Origin of the sequence: Paraburkholderia sp. HP33-1 (assembly GCF_021390595.1) — a bacterium.
GTDB lineage: Bacteria > Pseudomonadota > Gammaproteobacteria > Burkholderiales > Burkholderiaceae > Paraburkholderia.
The window spans coordinates 781,544-798,776 of record NZ_JAJEJR010000001.1 but is presented as its reverse complement, the minus strand read 5'-3'; the positions used below and the strand labels follow the sequence as shown (position 1 = coordinate 798,776).

The 17,233-nt window shown below is 63.6% G+C and carries 18 protein-coding genes and 1 pseudogene; 9 read left to right on the top strand and 10 right to left on the bottom strand.

Going from position 1 to position 17,233, the window contains the following annotated elements:
- Window positions 1-20: 20 nt before the first annotated feature.
- The 3 genes from L0U81_RS03650 to L0U81_RS03640 are packed head-to-tail and all read right to left on the bottom strand — an operon-like array spanning window position 21 to window position 3,011.
- On the bottom strand, window positions 21-767 hold the full coding sequence (locus L0U81_RS03650) for a phosphoadenylyl-sulfate reductase (protein ID WP_233800226.1): 747 nt from the start codon (window positions 765-767) through the stop codon (window positions 21-23).
- Entirely contained in the window at window positions 764-1,309 is a 546-nt protein-coding gene (locus tag L0U81_RS03645) for a DUF934 domain-containing protein (RefSeq protein WP_233800225.1), read from the bottom strand. The genes L0U81_RS03650 and L0U81_RS03645 overlap by 4 nt, the downstream gene beginning before the upstream one ends.
- A gap of 22 nt (window positions 1,310-1,331) precedes the next feature.
- Entirely contained in the window at window positions 1,332-3,011 is a 1,680-nt protein-coding gene (locus L0U81_RS03640) for a nitrite/sulfite reductase (RefSeq protein WP_233800224.1), read from the bottom strand.
- A 237-nt stretch (window positions 3,012-3,248) separates the two neighbouring features.
- Here L0U81_RS03640 and L0U81_RS03635 point away from each other — a divergent pair, with 237 nt between their 5' ends.
- The 5 genes from L0U81_RS03635 to L0U81_RS03615 all read left to right on the top strand — a co-directional run bounded on the left by L0U81_RS03635 (window position 3,249) and on the right by L0U81_RS03615 (window position 7,097).
- Window positions 3,249-4,190 carry a CysB family HTH-type transcriptional regulator gene (locus tag L0U81_RS03635; RefSeq protein WP_233800223.1) on the top strand — a complete coding sequence of 314 codons (942 nt, stop codon included), beginning with the start codon at window positions 3,249-3,251 and terminating at the stop codon, window positions 4,188-4,190.
- A gap of 38 nt (window positions 4,191-4,228) precedes the next feature.
- Window positions 4,229-5,404 (top strand): ABC transporter substrate-binding protein, encoded by a 1,176-nt coding sequence (locus L0U81_RS03630; RefSeq protein WP_233800222.1) that lies wholly within the window; start codon window positions 4,229-4,231, stop codon window positions 5,402-5,404.
- 69 nt (window positions 5,405-5,473) lie between these two features.
- Entirely contained in the window at window positions 5,474-5,887 is a 414-nt protein-coding gene (locus L0U81_RS03625; protein WP_233800221.1) for a DUF302 domain-containing protein, read from the top strand.
- A 96-nt stretch (window positions 5,888-5,983) separates the two neighbouring features.
- Window positions 5,984-6,754, top strand: a complete 771-nt coding sequence (locus tag L0U81_RS03620) for a ParA family protein (RefSeq protein WP_233800220.1) — start codon at window positions 5,984-5,986, stop codon at window positions 6,752-6,754.
- An 82-nt stretch (window positions 6,755-6,836) separates the two neighbouring features.
- The gene (locus L0U81_RS03615; RefSeq protein ID WP_008921314.1) at window positions 6,837-7,097 is read left to right on the top strand and encodes a hypothetical protein; all 261 of its coding nucleotides are present in this window, start codon (window positions 6,837-6,839) and stop codon (window positions 7,095-7,097) included.
- Between the two features lie 42 nt (window positions 7,098-7,139).
- Here the strand turns inward: L0U81_RS03615 and L0U81_RS03610 are convergent, their stop codons facing one another.
- The 6 genes from L0U81_RS03610 to L0U81_RS03585 all read right to left on the bottom strand — a co-directional run bounded on the left by L0U81_RS03610 (window position 7,140) and on the right by L0U81_RS03585 (window position 14,120).
- Entirely contained in the window at window positions 7,140-8,291 is a 1,152-nt protein-coding gene (locus tag L0U81_RS03610; RefSeq protein ID WP_233800219.1) for a Gfo/Idh/MocA family protein, read from the bottom strand.
- Window positions 8,292-8,335: 44 nt separating this feature from the next.
- Window positions 8,336-9,385, bottom strand: a complete 1,050-nt coding sequence (locus L0U81_RS03605; RefSeq protein WP_233800218.1) for a sugar phosphate isomerase/epimerase family protein — start codon at window positions 9,383-9,385, stop codon at window positions 8,336-8,338.
- A gap of 64 nt (window positions 9,386-9,449) precedes the next feature.
- Window positions 9,450-10,412 carry a substrate-binding domain-containing protein gene (locus L0U81_RS03600; RefSeq protein WP_233800217.1) on the bottom strand — a complete coding sequence of 321 codons (963 nt, stop codon included), beginning with the start codon at window positions 10,410-10,412 and terminating at the stop codon, window positions 9,450-9,452.
- A 134-nt stretch (window positions 10,413-10,546) separates the two neighbouring features.
- Window positions 10,547-11,560 (bottom strand): ABC transporter permease, encoded by a 1,014-nt coding sequence (locus L0U81_RS03595; protein ID WP_233800216.1) that lies wholly within the window; start codon window positions 11,558-11,560, stop codon window positions 10,547-10,549.
- Complete coding sequence (locus L0U81_RS03590) at window positions 11,541-13,028, bottom strand: sugar ABC transporter ATP-binding protein (RefSeq protein ID WP_233800215.1); 1,488 nt, start codon at window positions 13,026-13,028, stop codon at window positions 11,541-11,543. Before L0U81_RS03590 ends, L0U81_RS03595 begins: the two co-directional genes overlap by 20 nt.
- Before the next feature lie 3 nt (window positions 13,029-13,031).
- Window positions 13,032-14,120, bottom strand: coding sequence for a LacI family DNA-binding transcriptional regulator (locus tag L0U81_RS03585; RefSeq protein ID WP_233800214.1), 1,089 nt, complete (start codon window positions 14,118-14,120; stop codon window positions 13,032-13,034).
- A gap of 288 nt (window positions 14,121-14,408) precedes the next feature.
- Here L0U81_RS03585 and L0U81_RS03580 point away from each other — a divergent pair, with 288 nt between their 5' ends.
- The 4 genes from L0U81_RS03580 to L0U81_RS33785 all read left to right on the top strand — a co-directional run bounded on the left by L0U81_RS03580 (window position 14,409) and on the right by L0U81_RS33785 (window position 16,502).
- Window positions 14,409-15,062, top strand: a complete 654-nt coding sequence (locus L0U81_RS03580) for a protein-L-isoaspartate O-methyltransferase family protein (RefSeq protein WP_233800213.1) — start codon at window positions 14,409-14,411, stop codon at window positions 15,060-15,062.
- Between the two features lie 72 nt (window positions 15,063-15,134).
- Window positions 15,135-15,458, top strand: a complete 324-nt coding sequence (locus L0U81_RS03575) for a rhodanese-like domain-containing protein (protein ID WP_013088667.1) — start codon at window positions 15,135-15,137, stop codon at window positions 15,456-15,458.
- Between the two features lie 229 nt (window positions 15,459-15,687).
- Window positions 15,688-16,083 carry a BPSL0067 family protein gene (locus L0U81_RS03570; RefSeq protein WP_233800212.1) on the top strand — a complete coding sequence of 132 codons (396 nt, stop codon included), beginning with the start codon at window positions 15,688-15,690 and terminating at the stop codon, window positions 16,081-16,083.
- On the top strand, window positions 16,077-16,502 hold the full coding sequence (locus L0U81_RS33785) for an STY0301 family protein (RefSeq protein ID WP_442793382.1): 426 nt from the start codon (window positions 16,077-16,079) through the stop codon (window positions 16,500-16,502). Before L0U81_RS03570 ends, L0U81_RS33785 begins: the two co-directional genes overlap by 7 nt.
- Window positions 16,503-17,010: 508 nt before the next feature.
- Here the strand turns inward: L0U81_RS33785 and L0U81_RS33780 are convergent.
- Window positions 17,011-17,164 (bottom strand): annotated as a pseudogene (locus tag L0U81_RS33780) (aspartate aminotransferase family protein); the annotation flags it as partial.
- Window positions 17,165-17,233: the final 69 nt, after the last annotated feature.

The following is a 17,233-nucleotide window of genomic DNA, read 5'->3' as shown; positions in this document are numbered from 1 at the left end:
GCGGCCTCGGTGCGCGGCGCTCAGGCCGACGCATTTTCGCTGCGCTCGACCGCTATCGGGGTGATCGCCGTGATATGCAAGCCGCATTCTTTCGTATCGCGCGACTCCCACCACCAGCGCCCCGCCCGGCTGTCCTCGCCGGGGCGGATCGCACGCGTACACGGCTCGCAGCCGATGCTCGGATAACCGCGCGCATGCAGCGGATTGACCGGCACGTCGAACGCCTTAAGATAATCCCAGACTTCGGCTTCGGTCCAGTCCGCGAGCGGGTTGAACTTGGCGATGCCGCGCGCGCCGTCGTGCTCTTCCTCGTGCAGTTCGGCACGCGTCACCGACTGCTCGCGACGCTGCCCGGTCACCCAGGCGCTGACATCCGCGAGCGCGCGATTGAGCGGCTCGACCTTGCGGATCTCGCAGCAGCGCTTACGCAGCTCGACGCTTTCATAGAATGCGTTCAGGCCGTGCTCACTCACATACTGTTCGACCGCGGCTGCCTGCGGATGAAACTGCTCGATGTCGTAGCCGTAGCGCTCCTTCACGCGGTCGAGCATGCCGAGCGTTTCAGCATGCAGACGGCCCGTGTTCAGCGAGAAGATGCCGATCTTCACGCTGCGCGACAGGATCGCGTGCGTGAGCAGCATGTCTTCGGCCGCGAGGCTGCTCGCGAGCTTCACATTCGCGTGGCGCGTGGCGATCGAATCGAGCAGCGCATCAAGACGCTCGACCTTCGCCGCAAGCTCCGGGCTCAACGATTGCGCGGTGCTCATGCCGGAACCTTGTCGGCGCCAGCCTGCGCCGCGCGGCGGCGAAACAGCGGCGATGGGTTATCGACGGCGCCCTGGTATTGCACGCTGAACTCGTCGAACGCCTTCAGCGCGTCGTTGATGTCCTTGTCGGCGCGCAGTGCGTAGGCGTCGAACCCGCAGCGGAACATGAAGTTGATCTGGTCGCGCAGCACGTCGCCGATCGCGCGCAGCTCGCCCTTGTAGCCATAGCGCTCACGCAGCAGACGGCCGATGCTGAAGCCGCGGCCGTCGCGGAACACCGGGAAGTCCACGGCGATCAGCGCAAGCTTGTCGAAGTCACCGACGATATCCGCCGGTTCGCTATCCGGCGCGAGCCACACGCCAATCTCTGCCGCGCCGCGCGCGGCGACGAGCGCGTCGCGCTCGGCTTGCCACAGCGCCAGCGGCACGATCACCTTGCCGGCCGGCAGTTCGCTCACCGCCGGCAAAGCGCCGTCTTCCGCGGGGCGCACGACGCTCCAGTCGTCGTTGACGATCTCGCGGTTCTTGATGATAGAAGCCATCTGTTCAGTATCCTTTTCGCGGTTACGCGTGAGCCGGTTGACGCGCGGCGTACACGCGCTCCTTGAACGGCGTGATGCCGATGCGGTTGTACGTATCGATGAAACGCTCGCCTTCCTGGCGGTTTTCCACGAACGTATCGATCACCTTCGACATCACATCCGGCATTTCCTCGGCCGAGAACGACGGGCCGATCACGCGGCCAAGGTGAGCGCCGGTCGCGCCCGTGCCCTGCTCGCCGCCGAGCGTCACCTGGTACCACTCCGAGCCGTCCTTGTCGACGCCCAGAATGCCGATGTTGCCGACGTGATGATGACCGCACGCGTTGATGCAGCCCGAGATGTTCAGCGACACGTCGCCGAGGTCGTACACGTAGTCGAGATCGTTGAAGCGTTCCTGGATCGCGAGCGCGATCGGAATCGACTTCGCGTTCGCGAGCGAGCAGAAGTCGCCGCCCGGGCACGAGATGATGTCGGTCAACAAGCCGATGTTCGGCGTCGCGAAGCCTTGCGCCTTGGCCTTTTCCCACAGCGCGAACAGGTCGCGCTTCTTCACGTCGGCGAGAATCAGGTTCTGTTCGTGCGACACGCGGACCTTGCCGAACGAATACTCGTCGGCCCAGTCGGCGACGGCGTCCATCTGCACGTCGGTCGCGTCGCCCGGCGCGACCGTGGTCGGCTTCAGCGACAGCGTGACCGACGCGTAGCCCGCGACCTTGTGCGGACGCACGTTACGCTCGACCCAGCGTGCGAATGCGCGATTTTCCAGCAGATGCTTTTCGAACGACGTATCGGTGTCCGGCAGCTTGTCGTAAGCGGGCGGCGCGAAGTACTGCGCCACGCGATCCACTTCGGCCTGCGTGAGAGTCGACGGGCCATCCTTCAGGTGCTGCCACTCTTCTTCAACCTGCGCGGAGAACTTCTCCGGCGACAGCGCCTTCACCAGAATCTTGATACGCGCCTTGTACATGTTGTCGCGGCGGCCGTAGCGGTTGTACACACGCAGCACGGCTTCGCAGTAGGTCAGCAGATGCTGCCACGGCAGATCGCGGCGGATGATCGCGCCGACGATCGGCGTACGTCCCAGACCGCCGCCCGCCAGAATGTCGACCACCAGTTCGCCCTGCGCGTTCTTCTTCAGATACACGCCCATGTCGTGGATCTGCACGGCCGCGCGATCTTCCTTCGAGCCCGACACGGCGATCTTGAACTTGCGCGGCAGCCACGCGAATTCCGGGTGGAACGTCGACCATTGACGCAGGATTTCGGCCCATGCGCGCGGATCGACCACTTCGTCGGGCGCGACGCCGGCGAATTGATCCGCCGTGATGTTGCGGATGCAGTTGCCCGAGGTCTGAATGCCGTGCATCTGCACGGCGGCGAGCTTGCGCAGGATTTCCGGCGTTTCTTCGAGCTTGATCCAGTTGTACTGGATGTTCGAGCGCGTCGAGAAATGGCCGTAGCCGCGGTCGTGTTCGCGCGCGATCTGCGCGAGCACGCGCATCTGGTCGCTGCGCAGGTTGCCGTACGGAATCGCGATGCGGTGCATGTACGCGTGGCGCTGGTAGTACAGGCCGTTCTGCAGACGCAGCGGACGGAACTCCTCTTCGCTCAATTCGCCCGACAAGCGGCGGCGAACCTGATCGGCGTACTGCGCGACCCGTTCATCGACGATGGTCTGGTCGTACTGATCGTATTGGTACATTCGGGGACCCCAATTTTTTTCGAAACTTGCGTGTCACGCGGCGGTCCGGCGTCCCGGTTTCCGCCGCGGCTCGAATATCCGCGTTTGTCGGCTATCGCAAGCGAGCGGTTAGACCCACCGCTCATTTGCTTATAACAAATACAGATATCCATATTGAAAAAGATGGACAGATCGTAATAAACTCGCCTTATATTTCAAACGACTAAAAAATTCTTTTTATATGCGGGGAGGTTATATATGAACCTGCACCAATTCCGCTTCGTTCGCGAGGCTGTGCGCCAGAATTTCAACCTCACCGAAGCCGCCAAGGCACTGTTTACAAGCCAGCCGGGCGTCTCGAAGGCGATCATCGAGCTGGAGGACGAGCTCGGCGTCGAAATCTTCACCCGCCACGGCAAGCGCGTGCGCTCGCTGACCGAGCCGGGCCGCATCATATTGCAATCGATCGAAAAAATCCTGCAGGAAGTGGAAAGCCTGAAGCGGGTCGGCAAGGACTACGCGGCGCAGGATCAGGGCAACCTGACGATCGCCGCGACCCACACGCAGGCGCGCTACTCGCTGCCCGCGGCGATCGCCGAGTTCAAGAAGCGCTTCCCGAAGGTCCACCTTTCGATTCTGCAAGGCAGCCCGACCCAGGTCGCCGAAATGGTGCTGCACGACCAGGCCGACCTCGCGATCGCGACCGAAGCGATCTCTAACTACAAGGACCTGGTGTCGCTGCCCTGCTTCCAGTGGCACCACGTCGCGGTGATGCAGCCGGATCATCCGCTGCTCGAGCGCAAGCTGCTGTCGCTCGACGATCTGACCCAGTACCCGCTGATCACCTACGACAACGCGTTCGCCGGCCGCACCAAAATCAACGAGGCGTTCCGCCTGCGCGGAGTGCATCCGGACATCGTGCTCGAGGCGATCGACGCCGACGTGATCAAAACCTACGTCGAACTGGGCCTCGGCGTCGGCATCATGGCCGACATCGCGTTCAACGCCGAGCGCGACCGCCATTTGCGCGCGATGCCGGTCGGCCATCTGTTCGGCAGCAACGTGACACGGGTCGCGCTGAAACAGGGCGCATATCTGCGCAGCTACGTGTACACGCTCGTCGAGCTGCTGTCGCCGAGCCTGAACCGCAAGCTGATCGAGCAGGCGCTGAAGGGTGAACACGAAACCTACGAACTTTGAACGGCACCTGAACCGCTTCTCGCCACGGAGACCTTCCGATGAAGTCGCATAACAATAAGCTACGAAACACGCGGCGCGCCCTCACGACCGCGATCGGCGCGCTCTTCGTCGCCAGCGCCGCGCACGCCGACCTGAAGGTCGGCATCGATCTGTCGAACACCGGTCCTGCCGCCGTGATCGGCATCACGAGCAAGAATGCGATGCTGATGTGGCCGCAGGCGATCGCCGGCCAGAAAGCCGACTACCTCTTCCTCGACGACGCGTCCGACCCCGGCAACGCCGTGCGCAACATCCGCAAGTTGATCAACGAGGACCACGTCGACGTGATCGTCGGCCCAAACATCACGCCGGCTGCGATGGCCGCGCTCGATCCGGTCGCCGAAAGCCAGACGCCGATGATTACGCTGATCGGCTCGGCAAGCGTCGTCGAGCCGCAGGAAGGCAAGAAGATCTGGGCCTACAAGATGGCGCAGACCGATAGCGCGATGGCCGACGTGATGACGCGCTACATGTCCAACCATAACGTGAAGACGGTCGGCTTCATCGGTTTCGCGGATGGCTACGGCGAAAGCTGGCTCAACGAGTTCAGCAGGTTCGCGGCGCTGCGCCATATCCAGCTCGTCGCGACCGAGCGCTACAACCGCACCGACGCGAGCGTGACCGGCCAGATCCTGAAGCTGATGGCCGCGAAGCCCGACGCGATCCTGATCGCGGGCGCGGGCACGCCGACGGTGCTGCCGCAGCGCACGCTGATCGAGCGCGGTTACAAGGGGCCGATCTATCAGACGCACGGCATCGCGACGCCGGAGTTCATCAAGCTCGGCGGCAAGGACGTGGAAGGCACGCTGTTCCCGACCCAACCAGTCGTCGTCGCGCGCACGCTGCCGGCCGATCATCCGTCGAAGAAGGCGGCGCTCGCGTTCGTCGACGCGTACGAGGCGAAGTACGGCCCGGGCAGCGTGACGCAGTTCGCGGGCGATGCGGCCGGCGTGTCTCCGCGCCTGCAGGATGCCGTTGCACGCGCGTTGAAGACCGCGCAGCCGGGCACGCCGGCGTTTCGCGTCGCGTTGCGCGACGAGCTCGAGCACGCGCATGAGCTGGTGGTGCCGAACGGGGTCGTCAATACGAGCCCGAAGGATCACGTCGGCCTCGATCAGCGGGCAAGCGTGATGGGCACCATCAAGGATGGCAAGTTCGTTTATCTGAGCCAGTAATTCTGGCATCGGCACCTCATCCGCGCCAGCGAACGCCTACACTGCAGTGGTCCGCTTCACCGTGGAGGCATGATGACCACCGCTTCGATTTCAGGGAACGCCCGCACCGGCATCGTCACCGTTGCCAGCGCTCATTCGGGCGACGCGACCGCCGGGCGTCTTCAAACATTACTTCTGGAGCGAGGGCTGACGCTTTTCGCGTGCATCGATTTCAGCGGCGACGCCGAGCGCGCGGGACTTGTGATGCCGTTCAGCCGACTCGTGATCTTCGGCAATCCCAAAGCCGGTACACCGTTGATGCAACTCGCGCCGACGGCCGCGCTCGATCTGCCTCTCAAGGTGCTCGTCTGGGAGGACGCGAACGGCCGCGCGTGGCTATCGTTCAACTCGACCGACTATCTTCGTCAGCGGCATGGTCTGCCGGACGATCTGATGAAGCCGGTGAGCGGTGTGGCCGCCCTCGTGGAGGCGGCCGCGCGGTAACACGCTGCCCCGCGCCTGAACACCGTCGAAATCTTTGCCGTCCCCCGACTCAGGTATGCTGGGCCCTTTGCAATCGCTTCCGTTCAAGGGGAGACCATGCGGCGCGTTGTATTCAATCAGAAAGGTGGCGTGGGCAAATCGACCATTGTCTGCAACCTGGCGGCCATCAGCGCGAGCGAAGGGCTGCGCACGCTGGTGATCGACCTCGATGCCCAGGCGAATTCGACCCAGTACCTGCTCGGCCCGCAGGCACGCGAGGTCAACCCCACCGCCGCCGGCTTCTTCGAAACTGCGCTCGACTTCAGCTTCAAACCCGTCGAAGCCACCTCGTTCATCCATCCGACACGCTTCGAGAATCTCGACCTGATGCCCGCGCATCCCGACCTCGACACGCTGCACGGCAAACTCGAATCGCGCTACAAGATCTACAAGCTGCGCGACGCCCTGAACGAACTCGACATGTATGACGCGATCTACATCGACACCCCGCCCGCGCTGAACTTCTACACGCGCTCCGCGCTGATCGCCGTCGAGCGTTGCCTGATTCCGTTCGACTGCGACGACTTTTCGCGCCGCGCGCTTTACACGCTGCTCGAAAACGTGAAGGAGATCCAGCAGGATCACAACGATGCGCTGGAGGTGGAAGGCATCGTCATCAACCAGTTCCAGCCTCGCGCGAGCCTGCCGCAGAAGCTCGTCGACGAACTGATCGCCGAAGGGTTGCCGGTGCTCGGGTCGCGGTTGTCGTCGTCCGTGAAGATCCGCGAGTCGCATCAGCTAGCGACACCCGTCATTCATCTCGATCCGGGACACAAGCTTGCGCAGGAGTATCGGGCGTTGCATCGGGAGCTGAGCGACGAGGCGTGAGCAGCGTCGGTCCCCCACCGCGCAACGCCACCAAAATTGTTAAAGTAGTGCTCTCATCAACCCGCAGCCGGCAGTTCCCATCATGCGCACCACCCGAGCCATCCACGCCGTCGAGCGCCTGAAAACGCGCACCGGCAACCCGCGCTTTGCCGCGATCAGTCTGTCCGGTGGCCTGTTCTATCTGGTCGACAAATCGAGCGGGGTCGACAAGAAGGTGTCCGACCCGCTGACGCTCGACGACTTCGTCAAATTCGTCGACGCCTACGGCCCGCAGAAACCGCGCAAGGCCAGCAAGCTGGATATCGCGTTCGAAGCGCAGATCAAGAAAAGCAAGGGCGGCTGACGCTTCGGCAGCTTCGCCGACTTTGCGCTTGATTTCAACGCTTCACGCCCCTTCGATCTCGACCCACCGCCCATCCGCCGCACTGCTTTTCAGCACCGCTTCGATAAACCGCAAACCGTCGACGCCATCGTCCACGGTCGTCAACAACAGACTCTCCGCCGGCGGCGCGCGACCATCGTTTAACGCATCGATCTGCAACGCCGCGTCCTTGTACAACTGCGCGAACGCTTCCAGATAGCCTTCAGGATGCCCGGCCGGCACGCGCGTCGCATGCGCGGCAATCGGACTTGCCACACGCCCGCGCGTCAAGCGCTCCGCAGCACCGCCCAACGGCGTGAACCACAAGACGTTCGGCTCTTCCTGATCGAACGCGAGCCCCGCCTTCGTGCCATACACGCGCAAGCGCAGCGCGTTCTCCGCGCCGCTCGCCACCTGACTCGCCCACAACATGCCGCGCGCGCCGTTCGCATAACGCAGCATCGCCTGCACGTGATCGTCGATGCGGCGCCCCGGCACGAACGTGTGCAACTCCGCCGACAGCGCCCGCGGCATCATCCCCGTCACGAAAGCGGCCAGCTGATACGCATGCGTGCCGATATCGCCGAGGCACCCGGCCGGCCCCGCCAACGCCGGATCGGTACGCCATCCCGCCTGCTTGTTCGCGCCGCCTGTTTCGACCGGCTCCGCAAGCCAGTCCTGCGCGTACTCGACCTGCACGACGCGTAGCTCGCCCAACTCGCCCCGTTCGACCAGCTCGCGCGCGTGCCTTACAAGCGGGTAGCCAGAATACGTATGCGTCAACGCAAAGAGCCGCTTCTTCGACCGCGCGAGCCGGGCGAGCGCTTCCCCTTCCGTGAGCGAAACCGCGAGCGGCTTGTCGCAGATCACGTGAATGCCCGCTTCGAGAAACGCCGTCGCGACCGGCGCATGGAGATGATTCGGCGTGACGATCGCGACCGCATCGATGCCGTCGCCGCACGCGGCCTCGGCACGCGCCATCTCGCGCCAGTCCGCGTAGCTGCGCGCGATGCCCGCTTCGACGGCGCTCGCCCGCGCGCGCTCGGGATCGGACGACAACGCGCCCGCCACCAGTTCGAAACGATCGTCGAGCCGCGCGGCGATCCGGTGTACCGCGCCGATGAACGCGCCCTGCCCGCCGCCGACCATGCCCAGTCTGAGCCGTCTTCGCTGCATCGATTGCGCTCCCATGAGTTGCGCCGTCTATCGCTGTACGTCGTTCAGATACCCAGCACGCTCTTCAGTTGCGCGGCATCGACTCCACTGCCCGCGAAGTCATCGAACGCATGCTCGGCCACGCAAATGATGTGACGCCGGATGAACTCGGCGCCTTCGCGCGCGCCGTCGTGCGGATGCTTCAGCGCACATTCCCATTCGAGCACGGCCCAGCCCGGAAAATCGAACTGCGCCATCTTCGAGAAGATCGCGCCGAAGTCGATCTGCCCATCGCCGAGCGAGCGAAAGCGCCCCGCGCGTTCAACCCAGCCGCTATAGCCGCCGTACACGCCCTGCTTGCCGGTCGGCCGAAACTCCGCGTCCTTCACATGAAACGCCTTGATGCGGTCGTGATAGATATCAATGAACGCGAGATAGTCGAGCTGCTGCAGCACGAAATGGCTCGGGTCGTACAGGATGTTCGCACGCGGATGCTGTTTGACCGCCGCGAGAAAGCGCTCGAACGTCACGCCGTCGTGCAGGTCTTCGCCCGGATGCAGTTCGTAGCAGATGTCGACGCCGGCCGCGTCGAACGCATCGAGAATCGGCGTCCAGCGGCGCGCGAGTTCGTCGAACGCGGCTTCGACGAGACCGGCCGGCCGCTGCGGCCACGGGTACAGATACGGCCACGCGAGCGCCCCCGAAAACGACACGTGCGTGCCCAGGCCCAGACGACGCGACGCCTGCGCCGCGAGCTTCATCTGCTCGATGGCCCAGCCGGTGCGCGCCGCCGGATTGCCGCGCACGTGCGGCGCGGCGAAGCCGTCGAATAGCGTGTCGTAAGCCGGATGCACGGCGACCAGTTGCCCCTGCAGATGCGTCGATAGTTCGGTGATCGCGACGCCCGCGTTGTCGGCGGTCTCGCGCAGTTCGTCGCAATACGCGTCGCTCGCGGCCGCTTTCTCGAGATCGATCAGGCGCGGGTCGCACGGTACCTGGATGCCCTTGAAACCGAGACCCGCGGCCCAGCCCGCGAGATGCGCGAGGTTGTCGAACGGCACGTCGTCGCCCATGAACTGCGCGAGAAAAATCGCCGGCCCTTTGATGGTTTTCATCGTACGTTCCTCGAACTGTGCGCGCGGGCCGCGCCCGCGCGCTAGACGATGCACACGGCGCCGCTCAGAACGGCGAGTCCGGGAAATAGAACTGCTGCGCGTTCTCCTTCGTGATCAGCACCGACGGAATGATCGTCGTGGGCGGCAGCTTGTCGCCTTTGAGCCGCGCTTCGGCCGTCAGCTTGATCGCGTCATAGATGAATTTCGGCGAGTACGACACGTCGGCCCTGATCATCGGCGCGCCGTCCATCACGTTCTTCACCATGCCCTTCGAGCCCGCGCCGCCGAACACGATCTTGATGTCATTGCGCTTGGCCTGATCGATCGCCTTCAGCACGCCGACCGCCATGTCGTCGTCGGCCGCCCAGACGGCGTCGATGTGCTTGAAGCGCGTCAGATAGTCCTGCATCACCTTGAACGCGTCGTCACGATTCCAGTTCGCATACTTCGCGTCGAGAATCTTGATGTCCGGATAGTTTTTCATCACGCCGGTGAAGGCGGTCCAGCGCTCGTTGTCGAGCGTGGTCGGAATGCCGCGCAGCGCGACGACGTTGCCCTTGCCGTCGAGCGCCTTCGCCAGATACTCGGCGGGAATCTTGCCGAACGCGGTGTTGTCGCCCGCTACATAGGCATCCTGTGCGCTCGTGTTCGTCAGACCCCGGTCGACCACCGTCACATACACGCCCTTTCGCTTCACCTGCTCGACCGGCTGCGTCAGCGTCGCCGATTCGTACGGGAAGATCACGAGCGCGTTGATCTTGTTGACCGTCACGAGATCCTGCAACTGGTTGGCCTGCTCGGGCGCGTTGGCCGCGGTCTTCACGATCACTTTCAGATCGGGATGCGCCTTCTCCATATCTTCCTTCGCCTTGTTCGCCCACCAGACGATGCCGCCGGTGAAGCCGTGATCGGCCGTCGGAATCGCGACGCCCAGCGTCACCTTGTCGTCGGCGCGCGCCGCGCCGATCGTGCCCAGTATCCCCAACGCCAGCATGCCGGCGCCGATCGCTCGAATGACTTGCTTCATGGTGTGTGTCTCCAATCATGAGGCGTTCGCTCGCCCCGATTTTCCGGACCTGCCGTTGGTTTACCGCGCCTGCATTGCTACGCTTGCATTGCTACGTTTTCTTCACTGCGCTCGCGCCGCCCGGCAGTGCGCCGCTAACGCCGCCCACGCTGCACGAACGCGACGAAAATAATCACGACGCCCTGCACCGCCGCGTTCAGATACACGCTGATGATGCTGGTCAGGTTCAGGATGTTCGCGATCACCGACAGCAGGATCGCGCCGATGACTGTGCCGATCACGCGTCCTTCGCCGCCCTTGAGCGCCGTGCCGCCCACGACCACCGACGCGATCGCTTCGAGCTCCCACAAGAGGCCCGTGGTCGGCGTCGCGGACCCGAGGCGCGGCACGTAGAGCACCGTGGCCACGCCCACGCAAATCCCGAGCAGCACATAGGTGACGATCTTCACCGTATCGACGCGAATCGCCGCATAACGCGCGACCTGTTCGTTCGAGCCGATCGCCTGCACGTGCCGGCCGAACGCGGTGCGATTGAGGATCAGCGCGCCGCCCGCCGCGACCACGAGAAACACCCAGATCGGCACCGGTACGCCGAACAGGCTCGCGTAATAGACGGGACCATAGAGATCGGATAACGAATCATTGAGCGTCAGCGCACCGCCATCGGCAAGCCATGTGAGCACCGCCCGAAAAATGCCGAGCGTGCCGAGCGTGACGATGAACGGCTCGATGCGCCCTTTGGTGATCAGCAGGCCATGCGCGCAGCCGAACAACGCGCCGAGCACGAACGCCGCCACGATCCCGATCGTCACGATCACGAGCGGCGCAAACGCATGACCGCCCGCGCCCGCGGCGAGCCTGTTCATCAGCCAGATCATGATGCCCGCGATCAGCGCGGCCATCGAGCCGACCGACAGATCGATGCCGCCCGAGATGATCACGAAGGTCATGCCGACCGCGATGATGCCGATGAACGACGTTCGCGTGAGCACGTTCATGAGGTTGTCGAGGGTCGCGAAGTCGCGGTTGAGCAGCGTGCCGACGATGCACAGCAGAATCAGCCCGGCGAGCGGCCCGAGTGTGTAGAGCCGCTGCGCGACGCGCAGCGCGCGGCGTGATTGCACGGCTTCAGTGGGTGCCGGTCGCATGAGCGATCAACTCCTCTTCGGTCAGATGTTCGAGCGTCAGCGTCGCTTGCAGGCGTCCCGCGCGCATCACGGCAACGCGATGGCACAAGCCGATCAGCTCGACCAGTTCGGATGAAATGACGATCACCGCGCGGCCCTGCGCGGCGAGACGATGAATCAGGAAGTAGATGTCGCGCTTCGCGCCGACGTCGACGCCGCGCGTCGGCTCGTCGAGCACGATCACGTTCGGGTCCGGCTGCAGGAACTTCGCGAGCGCGAGCTTCTGCTGGTTGCCACCCGACAGCATGCGCGCACGGCTCGACAGGTCGCCGCTACGGATGCCGAACTCGCCGACGGCCTTCTGCAAGGCGGCGCGTCCCGCTTTCATGTCGAGCAGCGGATGCGCGTAGCGTTCGAGAGTCATCAGCGTGACGTTGTCCTGCAGGCTCAGGTCGACGTGCAGGCCCTTGCCCTTACGGTCCTCGCTCAGATACGTGAGACCGTGGCGCATCGCGTCGCGCGGACTCTTCAGATCGACGGGCCGGCCCGCGATTTCAATGCTGCCGCCGGTGCGTTTGCGCAAGCCGATGATCGCCTCGAACGCCTCGGTGCGGCCCGCGCCGACGAGGCCCGCGAAGCCGAGCACCTCGCCCGCGCGCACCTCGAAGCTCAGATCCTCGACCCAGTCGGGCACCGTCAGCCCGCTGACACGCAGTGCAAGCGGGGCGTCGGCGGAAACCGTGAGCTTGTCGGGAAACATATCGGACACGTCGCGCCCGACCATCAGGTTCGCCATCTGCTGACGCGCGAGCCCCGCGGTCTCGCCACGCGCGACGAAGCGGCCGTCGCGCATCACGATCACTTCATCGGTGATGCGCTCCACTTCGTCGAGCTTGTGCGAGATGTAGACGATCGTCACGCCGTCGGCCTTGAGCTTCAGCATCAGGGCGAAGAGGCGTTCGGTCTCGGCGGGCGTCAGCGTCGCGGTCGGTTCGTCCATGATCAACAGACGCGCGCGGCGCGACAGCGCCTTCGCGATCTCGACCATCTGCTTTTCCGCCACGATCAGCTCGCTCACCTTCGTGTCCGGCGCGCGCTCGAGCCCGACCTGCGCGAGATAGCGTGCGGCCTCGCTGCGCATCGAGGCATCGTCGACGAACCAGCCGCGCCGCTTCTCGTGGCCGAGGTACATGTTCTGCGCGATCGTCAGAGGCTCGGCGAGGTTGAACTCCTGGTGGATCAGCACGATGCCCTGCGCCTCGGCCTCGCGCGAACCGGTGAAGCGCTGCGCGTGACCGTCGACCAGGACGTTGCCCGACGTTGCCGTTTCGTAACCCGCGAGGATTTTCATCAGCGTCGACTTGCCCGCGCCGTTCTCGCCGAGCAGACCGTAGATGCGGCCAGGCGCCAGCTCGAAGCTCACGCCGTGCAGCACGCGCACGGGCCCGAAGTCTTTGCGGATGTCGTCGAAGCGGATCGCGAGGCTCATGGCTCAAGCACTCCCACGAATCACGAGACGATGCGGCAGCAACACGCCCGGCACGTTGGCCTGGGGATTTGCGAGGCGCTGCAGCAACAGACGCGCGGCGGTTTCCCCGAGTTCGCGCATCGGCTGCGCGATGGTCGTGAGCGGAGGATCGATCTGCGCGGCGAGCGAGATGTCGTCGAAGCCGGCCACGGCGACGTCGTCGGGCACGCGCTTGCCGACGCTGCGCAAGCCGTGGATCACGCCGATCGCTAGCGTGTCCGACACCGCGAAGATCGCGCTCGGCGCATCCGGCCGCTGCATCAACCGGGCCGCGGCCGATGCGCCCGCTTCGTAATCGAGGCTGTTCAGATTCATGCGCCAGTGCGGATCGGGCGCGATGCCCGCGTCGCTCATGGCGTCGAGGTAGCCCTGCTGACGCTGGCGCGCATACAGATAGCCGACATCGGAATTGATGAGCCCAATGCGCCGGTGGCCACGCGCGAGCAGATGACGCACCGCGTCGCCCGCCGCGCGGTAGTTGTCGATGCCGACGTACGGCACGCCCATTTGCGGATCGAACTCGCAGCACGCGACCCAAGGCAGCGCCTGCGACGCTTCCCCTAGCGCCTGCTGGATCGTCGCCGGGTCGAGGCAGATCGCGCCGTCCGCGCGGCGACGGCGCAGCATGTCGAAATAGCTGCGCTCGCGCCCCGGGTCCGCGCCGGTGTCGCACAGCAGCATGAAATACCCGTGCTGACGCGCGACGCTGTCGATGCCGCGCACGATCTCCGCGTAAAACGGATTGCCGAAGTCCGGCACCATCGTCAGCAGCAGGCGGCTTTCGGCAGTGCGCAGATTGCGCGCGAGCTCGTTCACGCGATAGCCGCTCGCGTCGATCGCGGCCAGCACCTTGTCGCGCGTGGCGGGCCGCACGTTCTCGTGGCCGTTCAGCACGCGCGACACCGTCGCGACCGACACGCCCGCCTGCTCGGCCACGCCGGCAATCGAGGGCCCGTCGGCCGCGCGCGGCGACCGCTTCTGCGACTGAGGTTGAGGTTGATTGCCTGCGCCGGACAGCGCGGCCGGCGACGATCGGGACGGCGTTCGGGACACGCGACCTCGCAGCGAAAATGTAATCGATTACATTTTTTGGCGATGGAGAGGCGAATCGCAAGGACGGATCGCTAGGGATTAACACGGGGGCGGCCCGGCCTGGCGCTTGCCCGCGAGCGTCCGGAGCGAGTCGGCCATTTGGTACAATCCCGCCGTTCCCCTGACGCGGCTTGCAATGCGAACGCCTTGCCCGAAGCCGCGGCCGCCGACGTTCCGCCGGGGCCGGGTCAGGGCAAAAGTCAGCGGCAGCCGCCGCCCGCTCGCCAAACCAAAACCGCCGAATCCACCATGAACATCGAGCAAGCGCGTTTCAACATGATCGAACAGCAGATCCGCCCCTGGGAAGTGCTCGACCAGGACGTGCTGAATCTGCTGTCGATCGTCAAACGTGAGAATTTCGTCCCCGCCGCTTACCGCGATCTCGCGTTCGTCGACTTCGAAGTGCCGCTGCCGGCCGGCCAGCACATGCTGGCGCCGCGCGTCGAGGCACGCGTGCTGCAGGAACTGGCGGTGAAGAAGCACGAAAGCGTGCTCGAAATCGGCGCTGGCTCGGGTTACATGGCGGCGCTGCTCGCGCATCGCGCGCAACACGTGCTGACGGTCGACATCGAACCGGAGCTGGCCGAGTTCGCGAAGAGCAACCTGATCGCCAACGGCGTGCTGAACGCCGAAGTCGCAACCGGCGACGCCGCGCGCGGCTGGAGCGGCGCGGCGCCGTACGACGTGATCTGCGTGTCGGGCGGTCTGCCGGTGCTGCCGCAGGACATCCTCGAACAGCTGAAGGTCGGCGGCCGTCTCGCGGCGTTCGTCGGCACCGCGCCGGTGATGAAGGCGCAAATCATCACGCGCATCGACGAGAAGCAATACCGTATCGCCGACGTGTTTGAAACCTATGTCGAGCCGCTGACTAATGCGGTACAGCCGGCGCGGTTCAAGTTCTAAGCCGCCTCCCGAAACGCGTTATCGATCCGGACGGCGCACTTGCCGCCGTCCACCGAACTGGATGTCCCGCTGATGCAAAACCTGACCGCTCCCGCACTCGCCGAATGGCTCGCCGATACCTCGCGCCCCGCACCCGTGCTGCTCGACGTGCGCGAGCCTTGGGAACTGCAAACGGCGTCGATGGCCGGCATCGTGTCGATTCCGATGCGCGAGATTCCGGCGCGCAGCGAAGAGCTCGACGACGACGCGCAGATCGTCTGCATCTGCCATCATGGCGCGCGCAGCGCGCAAGTCGCGATGTTCCTCGAATCGCGCGGACACACCAACGTGTTCAATCTGCAAGGCGGAATCGACGCCTGGTCGCGTCAGGTCGATCCTTCGGTTCCGACTTACTGAGATTCACCGCGAAGGTAGCGCATTGAAGCGGCGCAAGGGCTGACGGTCCTTGCGCCGTTTGTCGTTGTGCCGCGCCAGAATCGGTGGCAAAGACCCCGCAAGATCTTTGGCTTGTGGGGTCTTTGTTTTCCTGACCCATCATTCAGCCAAATATTTTCAGAGTATGCCCACATGGACGATGGAGTTTCGCGCATAGACTTTGAAGCCTCATAGTTACAGGGCATTTGATATGAGTCGCATATTGGCCAACGCTACGACCTACAGCGGCAAACGCTTTCCCAATGCGAAAGGTCATACAGAGTGCGTTGAGTTCATCCGGCAAACCTTAACCGCACCTCATACAGCGGTGTGGCGCGAGGGCATGAAAATCGTAAGGGTGGCGCCAGGTCAAACAGACCCGGTCCCTACGGGAACCGCCATTGCCACGTTTGTGGGCGGCCGGTATCCGCAACACGGAAGTACTCGCAAACACGCTGCTATCTATCTCGGACAGGACGCCAGTGGTATTCAGGTCATGGATCAGTGGAACAGCCAGAATCAGGTACGCCGGCGAACAATTTATTGGCACCCGCGTTCCGGGGGCTTGAGCAACGATGGGAATGCTTTCCCGGTGATCGAATGGTGAAATCGAATCTCTTGGTGGCGGCGGTGATCGCGTCACTTGGTCTCGTCCTCACGAATCAGGCTTGCGCAACAGAATTGACGTGCTTGCCATCAATTTCAGTCAATGAGTCATTGAGTCAACCGATATCCCAAGAATGGCCCCCCCAGATGGATACGTCACCTCGCTTTTTGCAGGGGGTAACTTTCTTCGATGATGATCCTAAAAAGAACGCAAGCATTGTCCCGACAAGCGACACAGCATTGTCGGGTCACGAGCGACTAGCCCGGTGGCGCTTTCGATCAAGCGGTGTCCCGATCTGGCTCGGGTGTCGATATGAAGGCACCAGCATTGTGCTTGCAAGGCAACTACCCGCTTCCTACAAAGAGTGCCGGCTTGTTTATGGCCCTGGTGGAGTCGTCAAGAAGATTAGCTGCGACTAATCGGTTAGTCCGGCTCCAGTCCTGCGTGATCTGTTCTGCCGACAGGCCGAACGCCGCGGCGATCACGACGCGCCGCATCTCGTGCGCGAAGGCCTCGGAGCCGCCATGCGGATGCGCGGCGGCCACCGTATAAAGCCGCCTGATGCTGGGTCAACGACTTTCTGATACAGAACATCATTTACTCAATGAAGGTACTGACCGATTTCAATTCGAACGAGCACCGGAAGGCGCTAGCGTTGCTTGAAGTAAGCTACTCACGGGGGAAAGGGAAGCCGTTGAAAAACATCGCGGTTGTTCAGGCGACACTAGGCGCTGAATTGTTTATAGAGTTTGATTCCCTTGAAGTAGAACCAAAACCATCTGTTTAGGACGCTGGGAGAACGGAAAGCCGACCCTCGCGAGTCGGCTTTTTTGTGCCTGCTTTTCCCGGCTCTCTGTTCGTGCAGCGACGTGCCAATCGTTGAGGAGTGCAACGCCCGCACACAATGGCCGCCACGCTGCTCGCCCCCTACGCCGTCTCCCACAACACCTCCGCCACGGTCCTCAAAAATCTCCTCGATCTGCGCTTCATCGACAATCAACGGCGGCGAGAACGCGAGAATATCGCTCGTATAGGGCGTCGGCACGCCCTTCTCGAAACAGCGCATGAACAAGTCGTACGCGAGAGTGAGATTCGCCGCGTGGTAGCGCATTGAAGCGAAGCAAGGACTGACGGTCCTTGCTCCGTTCGT